General features: G+C 74.0%; 9 protein-coding genes. 1 reads left to right on the forward strand and 8 read right to left on the reverse strand.

What is annotated here, in order from left to right; genetic code table 11:
* Window positions 1–36: 36 nt before the first annotated feature.
* The 8 genes from hutH to ACTMS9_RS06235 all read right to left on the reverse strand — a co-directional run bounded on the left by hutH (window position 37) and on the right by ACTMS9_RS06235 (window position 10,276).
* Window positions 37–1,572, reverse strand: coding sequence for a histidine ammonia-lyase (gene hutH / locus ACTMS9_RS06200; protein ID WP_280838513.1), 1,536 nt, complete (start codon window positions 1,570–1,572; stop codon window positions 37–39).
* Window positions 1,569–2,738, reverse strand: coding sequence for an imidazolonepropionase (gene hutI / locus ACTMS9_RS06205; protein ID WP_441144831.1), 1,170 nt, complete (start codon window positions 2,736–2,738; stop codon window positions 1,569–1,571). Before hutI ends, hutH begins: the two co-directional genes overlap by 4 nt.
* 69 nt (window positions 2,739–2,807) lie before the next feature.
* Complete coding sequence (locus tag ACTMS9_RS06210; RefSeq protein ID WP_441164441.1) at window positions 2,808–4,160, reverse strand: formimidoylglutamate deiminase; 1,353 nt, start codon at window positions 4,158–4,160, stop codon at window positions 2,808–2,810.
* Window positions 4,157–5,356, reverse strand: coding sequence for an allantoate amidohydrolase (locus ACTMS9_RS06215; RefSeq protein ID WP_441164366.1), 1,200 nt, complete (start codon window positions 5,354–5,356; stop codon window positions 4,157–4,159). Before ACTMS9_RS06215 ends, ACTMS9_RS06210 begins: the two co-directional genes overlap by 4 nt.
* Window positions 5,353–7,008: a urocanate hydratase gene (gene hutU, locus ACTMS9_RS06220; RefSeq protein WP_441144827.1), complete on the reverse strand. Its 1,656-nt coding sequence runs from the start codon at window positions 7,006–7,008 to the stop codon at window positions 5,353–5,355. The genes ACTMS9_RS06215 and hutU overlap by 4 nt, the downstream gene beginning before the upstream one ends.
* A 13-nt stretch (window positions 7,009–7,021) precedes the next feature.
* Window positions 7,022–7,849: a MurR/RpiR family transcriptional regulator gene (locus ACTMS9_RS06225; RefSeq protein ID WP_441164367.1), complete on the reverse strand. Its 828-nt coding sequence runs from the start codon at window positions 7,847–7,849 to the stop codon at window positions 7,022–7,024.
* 103 nt (window positions 7,850–7,952) lie between these two features.
* Window positions 7,953–9,260: an acyltransferase family protein gene (locus tag ACTMS9_RS06230; protein ID WP_441164368.1), complete on the reverse strand. Its 1,308-nt coding sequence runs from the start codon at window positions 9,258–9,260 to the stop codon at window positions 7,953–7,955.
* Between the two features lie 194 nt (window positions 9,261–9,454).
* A complete protein-coding gene (locus ACTMS9_RS06235; protein ID WP_441164369.1) occupies window positions 9,455–10,276 on the reverse strand; it encodes an alpha/beta hydrolase family esterase in 822 nt (273 codons plus the stop codon).
* A 246-nt stretch (window positions 10,277–10,522) separates the two neighbouring features.
* Between ACTMS9_RS06235 and ACTMS9_RS06240 the strand changes: the two genes are divergently transcribed.
* On the forward strand, window positions 10,523–11,833 hold the full coding sequence (locus ACTMS9_RS06240; RefSeq protein ID WP_441164370.1) for a hypothetical protein: 1,311 nt from the start codon (window positions 10,523–10,525) through the stop codon (window positions 11,831–11,833).
* The last annotated feature ends 119 nt before the right edge of the window (window positions 11,834–11,952 follow it).

The raw sequence follows: 11,952 nt of genomic DNA on the forward strand, positions 1-11,952 counted from the left end.
CCGGTCGGCCCGGGTCGGAAGGGCGGGGTCCGGTGGTCAGGCGAGGGGGCCGAGTTCGCGTTCGATGGCGGCGCGGAGGTCGGGGCCGGCCAGGACGGCGCGGGCGGCCTCCATGACCGGGGCGAGGAAGACGTCCGGGCCGGGCTCGCCGGCGACCGGGGCCAGCGCCTCGACGGCGGCCCGGCCGGCGGGCGACGGGGTGAGCGGCGCGCGCAGCTGGAGCCCGCGTACGGCGGCCAGCAGCTCCACCGCGAGCAGGCTGGTCAGGTTGTCCAGCACCGTGCGCAGCTTCTTGGCCGCCGCCCAGCCCATCGAGACGTGGTCCTCCTGCATCCCGCTGGTGGGCAGCGAGTCCACCGAGGCGGGGGCGGCGAGCCGGCGGTTCTCCGCCACGATCCCGGCGGCCGTGTACTGGGCGATCATCAGGCCGGAGTTGACCCCGGCGTCGGGGGAGAGGAACGCCGGCAGCTCCCGGTTGCGGGCCACGTCGAGCAGCCGGTCGACCCGGCGCTCGGCGATCGCGCCCACCTCGGCGGCGGCGATGGCCAGGTAGTCGGCGGCGAAACCGAGCGGCGCGCCGTGGAAGTTGCCGGTGGACTCCACCCGGCCGTCGGGCAGCACCACCGGGTTGTCCACCACCGAGAGCAGCTCCCGCGCGGCCACCGTCGTGGCGAAGTCCAGGGTGTCCCGCGCGGCGCCGGCCACCTGCGGGGCGCAGCGCATCGAGTACGCGTCCTGTACCGCGTGCGCCAGGTCGTCGCGGTGCGAATCCATCACCCGCGAGTCCTGGAGCAGTCGGTGGATGTTCGCCGCCGACGCCGCCTGGCCGGGGTGCGGCCGGATGGAGTGCAGCTCGGGCAGGAACGGCCGCTCGGAGCCGAGCATCGCCTCGATGGCCAGGGCGGCGGTCACGTCGGCCATGGTGAACAGGTGCCGGGCGTCGTGGATCGCCAGCAGCAGCATGCCCAGCATGCCGTCGGTGCCGTTGATCAGCGCCAGCCCCTCCTTGGCGGCCAGCGCGATCGGCTTCAGCCCGACCCGGCTCAGCGCGTCGGCGGCGTCCATCCGCTCGCCGGCCGGGCCGAGCACCCAGCCCTCACCGAGCAGCACCAGCGCGCAGTGCGCCAGCGGCGCCAGGTCGCCGGAGGCGCCGAGCGAGCCGTGCTCCGGCACCCACGGGGTGATCTCGTGGTTGAGCAGGTCGACCAGGGCCTCGGCGACCAGCGGGCGGACCCCGGAGTGGCCCAGCGCCAGCGAGCGGACCCGCAGCAGCATCATCGCCCGGACCACCTCGCGGGGCATGGGCGCGCCGACCCCGGCGGCGTGCGAGCGGATCAGCGCGTGCTGGAGCTCGGCCCGCCGCTCGGGCGCGACGAAGGTGTTCGCCAGCGCGCCGAAGCCGGTGGAGACGCCGTAGACGGGTCGGCCGGCGGCCTCGATGCCGTCCACGATGGACCGGCTGGTGCTCATCGCCTCCACGGTGGCCGGGTCGAGGACGACCTTGGCGGTGCCGCGGGCCACCGCGAGCACGTCGGCGGGGGTGATCCCGGTGGGCAGGATGGTCACGGTCATTGCGGAACTCCGTTGTGCAGAACCTGGCGGATCAGTGGTACACCGGGCCGGTAGGCCAGGTGCAGGTGGGACGGGGCGTCGAGGATCACGAGGTCGGCCCGGACGCCCGGGGTGAGCACCCCGACGTCGTCGCGGCGCAGCGCCAGCGCGCCCCCGGCGGTCGCGGCCCAGACGGCCTCCGCCGGGGTCATCCGCATCTCGCGTACGGCGAGCGCGACGCAGAACGGCATCGACGAGGTGTACGACGAGCCGGGGTTGCAGTCGGTGGCGAGCGCCACGGTCACGCCCGCGTCGAGCAGCCGGCGGGCGTCCGGGTACGGCGAGCGGGTGGAGAACTCCGCCCCGGGCAGCAGGGTGGCGACGGTCGGCGAGCCGGCCAGCGCGTCGACGTCGGCGTCGCTCAGGTGGGTGCAGTGGTCGACGCTGGCCGCGCCCAGCTCCACCCCGAGCCGTACCCCCGGGCCGGGGCCGAGCTGGTTGGCGTGCACCCGTACGCCCAACCCGGCCGCCTGCCCGCAGGTGAGGATCGCCCGGGTGTGGTCGGCGTCGAAGGCGCCCCGCTCGCAGAAGACGTCCACCCAGCGCGCGTACGGGGCGGCGGCGGCGAGCATCGGCCCGCAGACCAGCCCGACGTAGTCGTCGGGGCGGTCGGCGTACTCGGCGGGGACGACGTGCGCGCCGAGGAAGGTGGTCTCCGCGCTGACCTCGGCGGCGATCCGCAGCGAGCGGGCCTCGTCGGCGACGGTGAGGCCGTACCCGCTCTTGATCTCCATGGTGGTGCTGCCCTGCCGCATGGCTTCCGCGCGCAGCCGCCGCACGGTGGCCCGCAGCTCCTCGTCGGAGGCGGCCCGGGTCGCGCCGACCGTGGTGCGGATGCCGCCGCCGGTGTACGGCTCCCCGGCCATCCGGGCCGCGAACTCGGCGGCCCGGTCCCCGGCGAAGACGAGGTGGGCGTGGCTGTCCACGAACCCCGGCAGCACCGCGGCGCCGCCGGCGTCGATCCGCCGGTCGGCGGCCGGGGCGTCCCGGGACGGGCCGATCCAGGCCACCCGGCCCTCCTCGACCAGCAGCGCCACCCGGCGGCGGATGCCGAGCGGGCCGCCCTCGCCCGCGCCGGCGACGTTGGTGACCAGTTCGCCGATGTCGTCGACCAGCAGGCTGCTCACGGCGTCCCTCCGCGCTCCGGTCCGGTGCCCCGGAACCCGCCGGCCGTCCACGCCGGTCGGCCCGCGCGGCTACGCACCGGACACCGCCGCGATCGCGTCGCGCAGCTCGGCCGGCACGTCCACGGTCAGGTGCACGCCGTCGCGCACCACCTGCCGCCCGTCGACCACCACCGAGCTGACGTCGGCGGCGGTCGCCGCGAAGAACGCCCCGACCGGCGGCACCCCGGCCGTGCGGGCGGTGTCGAGCCGTACCGTGACCAGGTCGGCGCGGTCACCGACGGCGAGCCGGCCGGCGTCGGCCCAGCCCAGCGCGGCGTGCCCGCCGGTGGTCGCGGCGGCCAGCAGGTCGACGGCGGTGAAGTGGCCCCGCCGGCGGGTGCGCAGCCGCTCGTCCAGCTCGACCGCGCGGGCCTCCTCGAACAGGTCGACCACGGCGTGGCTGTCACTGCCCAGGCTGAGCGGGCTGCCGGCTTCGACCATCCGCCGGACCGGCCCGAGCCCGTCGGCCAGGTCCCGCTCGGTGGTGGGGCAGAGGCAGACCCCGGTGCGACTCTCCCCGAGCAGCCCCACGTCCGCGCCGGTCGGGTGGGTGGCGTGCACGGCGGTGACGGCCGGCCCGAGCACCCCGTGGTCGGCGAGCAGCCGGGTGGGGGTGCGGCCGTGCGCGGCCCGGCAGGCGTCGTTCTCGGCGGGCTGCTCCGACAGGTGCACGTGCAGCGGCGCGCCGCGCCGGTCCGCCCAGCCGGCGACGGTGGCGAGCTGTTCCGCCGGCACCGCGCGGACCGAGTGGATGGCCGCGCCGACCCGGGCGTGCCCGGCCTCAGGGGTGAACGCGCTGACCCGGTCCGCCCAGCGCAGCGCGTCGCCGTCGCCGAAGCGCCGCTGCGGCCCGGCCAGCGGGGCGCCGTCCACGGTGGCGGTCAGGTAGCAGGTGTCCAGCAGGGTGATCCGGATGCCGGCCTGCGCGGCCGCCTCGACCAGCGCCGCCGACATCGCGTTCGGGTCGTCGTACGGGGTGCCGTTCGGGCCGTGGTGCAGGTAGTGGAACTCGCCGACGCAGGTCACCCCGGCCAGCGCCATCTCCGCGTACGCGGCCCGGGCCAGGGCCAGGTACGAGTCCGGGTCGAGCCGCTGCGCGACCGCGTACATCCCGTCCCGCCAGGTCCAGAAGTCGCCCCGCCCGGCGTGGGTACGCCCGCGCAACGCCCGGTGGAAGGCGTGCGAGTGGGCGTTGGCCAGGCCGGGCAGCGTCAGCCCGGGCAGCCGGACGGCGTCACCGAGCACCTCCACCCCGGCGGTGGGCCGGCCGGCGGTCAGCGGGGCGACCGTGGTGATCCGCCCGTCGACCGCCTCGATCAGCACGTCCGGGGTGGGCTCGGCGTGCTCGGGCAGCCAGGCGTACTCGGCGAGCCAGCGGGTCATCGGCATGCCAGCTCCTGGAGCACCCGGGCCAGGGCGGTGACCCCGGCGGCGCAGTCGGCGTCGGCGGCGGACTCGGCGGGGGAGTGCGACACCCCGGTCGGGTTGCGCACGAAGAGCATCGCGGTGGGCAGGTGCGCGGCCAGCACCCCCGCGTCGTGCCCCGCCCCGGTGGGCAGCACCGGCGCGTCGAGCAGCTTGGCCAGCCGGTCGGCCAGCCCGCCGTCGAAGGCGACCAGCGGGGTGGCCGACTCCTCCGTGCAGGTCAGCTCCGTGCCGTCCCGCTTCGCCCGCTCGGCCGCCTTGGCGTGCACCGCCCCGACCAGCCCGCGCAGCGTCTCCGGTTCGGCCGCCCGGGCGTCCAGCCAGCCGGTCACCCGCGACGGGATCGCGTTGGTGGCGTTCGGCTCCACCGACACCCGGCCCACGGTGGCGTGCGCGTCGCGCAGCCGGGCCTCCTTGTTCGCCGCGAGCACCGTGAACGCGTACGTCAGCATCGGGTCGCGGCGGTCGGCCATCCGGGTCGTACCCGCGTGGTTGCCCTCGCCGTGGAAGTCGAAGCGCCAGCGGCCGTGCGGCCAGATCGCGCTGGCGACCGCGACCGGCGCGTCGGCCTCGACCAGCGCGCGGCCCTGCTCGACGTGCAGCTCCACGAAGGCGGCGAAGCGGCCGAGCAGCGCCGGGTCGGCGCCCGCGGGCCGGTCACCGAGCGCCTCGGCGAAGCTCACCCCGGCCGCGTCGCGCAGGCCGGCCGCGCGCTCCACCGCGATCTCCCCGGTGAGCAGCCGCGACCCCAGGCACGGTACGCCGAACCGCGCCCCCTCCTCCTCCACGAACGCCGCCACCGCGATCGGCCGGTCGGGCGTGACGCCCGCGCCGCGCAACTCGTCGACGGCGAGGAACGCGCTGACGATGCCGAGCGGCCCGTCGTACGCCCCGCCGTGCGGCACCGAGTCGAAGTGGCTGCCGGTGAGCACCGCGTCGCCGGCCTGCGGGTCACCCCACCAGGCGAAGAGGTTGCCGTTGCCGTCGGCGGTGACCGGCATGCCCCGGTGCTCGGCCTGCTCGCGGAACCACTCCCGCAGCCGCAGCTCCGGCTCGGTCAGCGCGTAGCGCAGGTAGCCGCCGCTGCCGGCGTCCCGCCCGACCGGCGCGATCTCGTCCCACAGCGCCCGGAACCGGCCGGCGAGGTCCGTCACGCCGGTCCCTCGGCCATCGGCACCCGGACCCCGGTACGGCCAGCGACCTCGCGGGCGGCCTCGTACCCGGCGTCCACGTGCCGGATCACGCCCATGGCCGGGTCGTTGGTGAGCACCCGCTCGATCTTCTGCCCGGCCAGCGCCGTGCCGTCGGCGACGCAGACCTGCCCGGCGTGGATGGACCGCCCGATGCCCACCCCGCCGCCATGGTGGATGGACACCCAGGACGCCCCGCTGGCGGTGTTGACCAGTGCGTTGAGCAGCGGCCAGTCGGCGATCGCGTCGGAGCCGTCGGCCATCGCCTCAGTCTCCCGGTAGGGGCTGGCCACGCTGCCGCAGTCCAGGTGGTCCCGGCCGATCACCACCGGCGCGGACAGCTCACCGGAGGCGACCATCTCGTTGAACCGCACCCCGGCCTTGTCCCGCTCGCCGTAGCCGAGCCAGCAGATCCGCGCCGGCAGGCCCTGGAAGGCGACCCGCTCGCCGGCCATCCGCATCCACCGGGCCAGCGACTCGTTCTCCGGGAACAGCTCCAGGATGGCCCGGTCGGTGGCCGCGATGTCCTTCGGGTCGCCGGAGAGCGCCGCCCAGCGGAACGGGCCCTTGCCCTCGCAGAACAGCGGCCGGATGTACGCCGGCACGAAGCCGGGGAAGTCGAACGCCCGCTCGTAACCGGCGAGCTGGGCCTCACCGCGGATCGAGTTGCCGTAGTCGAAGACCTCCGCGCCCGCGTCGAGGAAGCCCACCATCGCCTCGACGTGCTTCGCCATCGAGACCCGGGCCCGGTCGGTGAACTCGGCCGGCTTCGCCGCCGCGTAGTCCCGGGCGTCGGCCAGCTCCACCCCCACCGGCAGGTACGACAGCGGGTCGTGCGCGCTGGTCTGGTCGGTCACCACGTCGATCTCGACGCCGCGCACCAGCAGCTCGGGGAAGACGGTGGCGGCGTTGCCGACCACGCCGACGCTCAGCGCCCGGCGGTCCCGCTTCGCGGCGAGCACCCGCTGCACCGCGTCGTCCAGGGAGTCGGCGATCTCGTCGAGGTAGCGGTCGTGCACCCGCCGCTCCAGCCGGCTGCGGTCCACGTCCACGATGAGGCAGGCGCCGCCGTTCATGGTCACCGCGAGGGGCTGCGCCCCGCCCATCCCGCCGCAGCCGGCGGTCAGCGTCAGCGTCCCGGCCAGCGTGCCGCCGAAGCGCTTCGCCGCCACCGCCGCGAACGTCTCGTAGGTGCCCTGGAGGATGCCCTGGGTGCCGATGTAGATCCACGAGCCGGCGGTCATCTGCCCGTACATGGTCAGGCCGAGCTGCTCCAGGCGGCGGAACTCCGGCCAGGTGGCCCAGTCGCCGACCAGGTTCGAGTTGGCCAGCAGCACCCGGGGCGCCCACTCGTGCGTGCGCATGACCCCGACCGGGCGGCCGGACTGCACCAGCATCGTCTCGTCGTCGCGCAGCTCGGTGAGCGTACGCACCAACGCGTGGTACGACGGCCAGTCCCGGGCGGCCTTCCCGGTGCCGCCGTAGACGACCAGGTCGTCCGGGCGCTCGGCCACCTCCGGGTCGAGGTTGTTCATCAGCATCCGCAGGGCGGCCTCCTGCGGCCACCCCTGGGCGGTGCGTGCGGTGCCGCGAGCGGCGCGGACGGGCTGGTGCATCTTGAAACTCCTCTCAGCCGAGGAACAACTGGCGACGGGCGGCGGACGACTCGAACGCCTCCAGGCGGGCCTGCGTGTCCGCCGGGGAGGCGTCGCAGATCGCCTGGAGGACCACCATGGCCAGGGTCATCGGGGCGGTGTGCAGGTCGAAGACGAGGTCGGTGCCGACCGTGGCGGGCAGCACCAGTTCGGCGTACTCGGTCGCCGGGCTGACCGGCGAGTCGGTGATCGCGACGACGGTCAGCCCGGCGTCGCGGGCCTCCCGCAGGGCGTCGAGGGTCTCCCGGGGGTAGCGGGGCAGCACGAAGGCGAGCAGCGCGGCCGCGCCCGCCGTCGCGGCCTGTTCGAGGCGGTCGGTGAGCAGGCTGCCGCCGTCGTCGAGCACCCGGACGTCCGGGTGCACCTTCGCGGCGAAGTAGGCGAAGTAGGCCGCCAGCGGCGCGGCGGCGCGCAGCCCGAGCACCGGCAGCGGGCGGCTGGCGGCGAGCAGCTTTCCGACCTCGGCGATCCGGTCCCGGTCGGCGAGCTGCCCGGCGAGCCGGTCGAGGTTGCCCATCTCGGCCCGGACGGCCCGCTGGAGTTCGTTGCCGGTGTCGTCCGGTTCGGCCGCCGCGGTCGCGGTCAGCTCCCGTAGCCGACGGCGCAGCGCCGGGTAGCCGTCGTGCCCGAGGGCCATCGCGAACCGGGTCACCGAGGGCTGGCTGACGCCGGCCAGCTCGGCCACCTCGGCCGCCGACAGGTACGCCACGGCGGCGGCGTGCTGCACCAGGCAGTGGGCGATGCGCCGCTGGGTCGGGGTGAGGCGGACCCCCTGGACCAGGTTGAGCACCGCATCATTCACCAGGGGAGCCTATGCATGAAACCATTCAGGGCGCAAGGCGCTCGTACCCGGTGGACCGCCGCGCGGGTGCGCGGCACCGCGAAGTGGCTATGTCAGATGGGCCTCACGCACGGGCCGTCGCGGGGACGGCCCCCTCAGCGGGCGGCCGGGCCGCGACGAGGCCTGCCTCGGTCGCATCGTCGAGGCCGTGGACCGCGCCAGCGGCGGAGCGTTCGCCCTGCGATCGCCACCGGGCGGGCAGCGGCACGACCACGTCCTTCAGGAACATGGCGGGCCGCTCCACCAGGTGCCAGGAGAGCGCGGCGAGGAGCAGCGTGCCGGCGGTCGACGCGACCAGGTACGTGACGAAGCCGTACCGCACGCCGATGAGCAAGGCGAACACCTGCTGAACCGGAAACGCGTAGATGTAGATGCCGTACGAGTAGTCCCGCTTGCGACCAGCGGGGTGCAGCCATCGGGGCAGCCCGACCGCCAGGTAGAGCAGCAGGTACGCGAGCAGGGGCACACCGACGACGTAGAACGCACCGAACCGCGCCGTCCCGGCAACGCCGACGGCGGCGAGGGCCGCCAGCCAGCCCGTCATCGGCACCCGGTGCGCGAACAGCTTGGCGACCGCGCCGAGCAGGAAGGGCAGGGTCAGGTATATGACGTGCCGCATGTCGAACTGCCCGACCACCGGGTACGGGCCGAGCACACCGTGCTTGGCCGGCAGGACGACCAACCCGTCACCCCGAACAAAGTCCTCCAGGACGACCAGGTACACGCCGAGCAGCAGCAACACCACGGCCCTACGCGCCCGGGTCAGCACCGCAGCCGCCATCAGCGCCGCCAGCATGAAGTAGCAGAGCAGCTCGTACCGCAGGGTCCACAGCGAGCCGTTGATCGGGCCGCCGCCCTCCATGCCGCGCCCGTACGGCACGTCGCTCAGGATGCCCGAGATCGTCCACTGGTCCATGGCGAACAGCCAGTTCGCCTGCAGGTACTGCAACGGGCCTTGCGGGTGGTCCCAGAATCCGTCGAGGGTGCCCCGCTCGTAGTATGCGACCGCGGGCGCCACCACCAGCGCGGTGACCAACAGGCACACCCAGAACCCGGGCAGGATGCGCAACGCTCGGTGCCAGAGGTACCGCGGCAGGCTGAACCGCAGCGCGCTACCGGTGATCAGGAAGCCGGACAGGACGAAGAAGCCGTACACCGCGAGTTTGCCGACATCGGCCTGCTCCATGGTCTCGGTGCTGCCGAGCATCGGACGGTCCAGCGCGAGGGGCCAGCAGTGCGCGACGAGCACCGCGAACGCCAGCGCCAGCCGCAACGCCCCGATACTGTTGGCCCGGCCGTCGAACCGGTCGGCCAGTGTCGGCAGCCTCCGGCCGAACCGGGCCAGCGGCATCCGCGCGCGAAGACGTTCCATTTCCATAGATGTCCTTTGATCTGCGTCGCCAGTCGCGCCTGCCTGGGAGCGCGGGCCCGTACTGTACGTGGTCCCTCGCGGTTCAACAACGCATGATCAGGCCGAGCGTGCCGGCGTAACCTCACGCAGGTCACCGACATCGGACCCGTCCATCAGGACGAACAGCAGTGGATCGGAGTGGTAACAGGGCGTGGTCAGGATCGGGGCGTACTGGCGTAGAGGAAGTCAGTGACGGCCGGGGCGAAGATCGCGTTGAGCGTGGGCAGGTGGCCACCACCTCTGATGTCCCACAGCTCGACCCGGGTGGCCTCGCGGCAGCCGACGGAGTAGGTCGTCACTCCCGTCTCCGCCCCGCGCAGCCGGGGTTCGAGGTCCAGTCGCGGAGCCGAGGTGTCGGCCTCCGCCGAGCAGCTGTTGATCCGCCGCCAGGTGGCGAGCGTGGTGTCGACCGACGGGTACCGGTGGCCGTCTCTCGTGCCGCCGCCGAATTTGATGGTCGCGTCGGCGGTGCCGTGGATCTGCAGCACGCTGACCGGCCGCTGGGGTGTGCACAGTGACGTGTCGTCGTCGGCGGCGCCGGCGAGTGAGACGATCGCGGTGACCCGCATCGATCGTTCGCAGGCCATCCGGTAGCCCATGAAGCCGCCGTTGGAGTGGCCGACCAGATAGACCCGTGCGGTGTCGACCGAGTACGCCGACTCCACGGTGTCAAGGAGCCGTTCGAGGTACGCCACGTCGTCCACCCCGCTGCGGTGGGCGTCGCAGCAGGCTTCGGTCGCGTTCCAGAACCTCATGCCGTCCCGGTCGGTGGTGCCGTCCGGAATGGCGTAGAGGAAACCACGGCGGTCGGACTCGGGGGTGAGGTTGAAGTACCGCTCCTGCTGGACGCCGCTGGACCCGTAGCCGTGCAGCAGCACGACGAGGGGGACCTTCCTGGCGGGGTCGTACCCGACCGGCACATGAAGCTGGAAGGGTCGGCTGTCCAGGTCGACGGCTCCGGTGGTGCCCGGTGGCACCGGGGGATGCCACGCGGCTGTCGGGCCCGTTGAGCCGCCGTCGCCGGACGGCCCGCAGCCGGCCAGAAACGGAAGCATGAATGCGGCAGCCAGCCAGCGTCTCATCCTCACGGGGAGCAATCTTGACATTCCGGCGTCGGCCGAGCGGGCAGCCCCCGGTCCGCCTCCGGTCACCGGGTGCCCGCTCGCTACTATCCACACCGTCGCTCCGGGGAGGGTGGAATGCAACCAGGCAGTCCGTTCCAGTTGCTCGAGACCCTGGGGTCGTGCCAGGTGGGCAAGGTGTGGTCAGCCGTCGATGCCCAGGGCCGGGCGCTGACGGTTGCCATCCTCGACGCCGCCGTCGCCACCGACCAGCAGTGGCGGAAGTCCTTCGCCTCCATCGCGAACGCCCTGCGGGACCGGGACGGCACGCCGAGCTTCCTCCACGCTGACTTCTCGGCCCCGGCGCCATGGGTCGCCTACGCGGCCGGCAGCGGTCACGAGGCCGAACAGGTCTTCGTCGTCCTCGGCCTGGACTACCGTCCGACCTCGCCACCGGCGCAGGCGCAGCCCGCCGATCCGAGCACGCTCGAGCCGCCCTGGGCGAAGGTGGCCATCAACGAGCCCACCCAGGCCATGCCGATTGCCACCAGTGCCACGTCCGCAAGCGAAGGGCAGTACCCGGCCGACGTCGCCGAGGGGCCTCCGCAGGACCACCGACCCACCTCTGGCGCCGGGGTGCCGGTGTCGACGCCGCCTTCTCCCGTGTCGGTTCCTCCGGCCTCCCCCGTGTCAGTTCCGCCATCCGCCCCGGATGCGCCGTCGGCGTGGGACCAGCCGTACTCGACCAGCTATCCACCGCTGCGGTCGGCCGTGCGGGAGCGGCCCCGGCGCACCGGCCTGTGGGTCGGCATCGCGATCGCGGTCGTCGTGGCGCTCGGCGCGGGCGTCGGCTTCTTCGTGTGGCGGTCTGCCGGCGACGCGACGCGCACGGCCGGACCGGACTCGTCCCCGTCCGCGGCCGTGCCCAGCAGCCCCGAGCCGGTCGCCTTCCCCACGGGAGCACCGCGCAGCCCGGGTGCTGAACCGCCCAGGCCCGGTTCCTGGCCCGCCGAGCCGCAGTTCGGCGACGCCGACCGGGTCAGGGAGGAGACCCCTGCCGGCCTCGGCTTCACCTTCAAGATGCCCGATTCCTGGGCCTGCGACGCGCGCCAGCGCGGCCCCGGCTTCGCCAGGTATCTCTGCGGCATCTCGCGTCCCGGGGTCCCCGAGGTCGGCGGGGAGATCATCGTCCGGAACTGCCCGAAGCCCTGTGGCGAAGAGGTGCAGGCCGCGTACCGGAGGGCCGAGGAGGCGTGGGGCCTGCAATGGGTCCAGGCCGGGAATGCGACCTACGCCGAGGCCCCAAAGGTCGGCGGGAAGGATCGATACGGACTGGTGGTGATCGGTTGGTGGCGGAGCAGCCCCGACGGCGTGATCGACCGCCAGATCGTCCTCCGCATGACCGCGACGGGGGCGCAGGTCGGTGAGGTGCGCAAGGTGGCCAACGGCATCCGGACAACCTTGTCCTTGTGATGCGCGCCGGCGGTGATCCCGCCGGCGGAAGAGGTGCCGTCCACGGGGCATCGCCCGAGGCCAGCGCTCTGTAATCTGTGGTGCCCGCGTACGGTCAGCAGTGAGCTGGGCGCGTTGCG

The organism is Micromonospora sp. L31 (assembly GCF_052068075.1).
GTDB lineage: Bacteria > Actinomycetota > Actinomycetes > Mycobacteriales > Micromonosporaceae > Micromonospora > Micromonospora purpureochromogenes.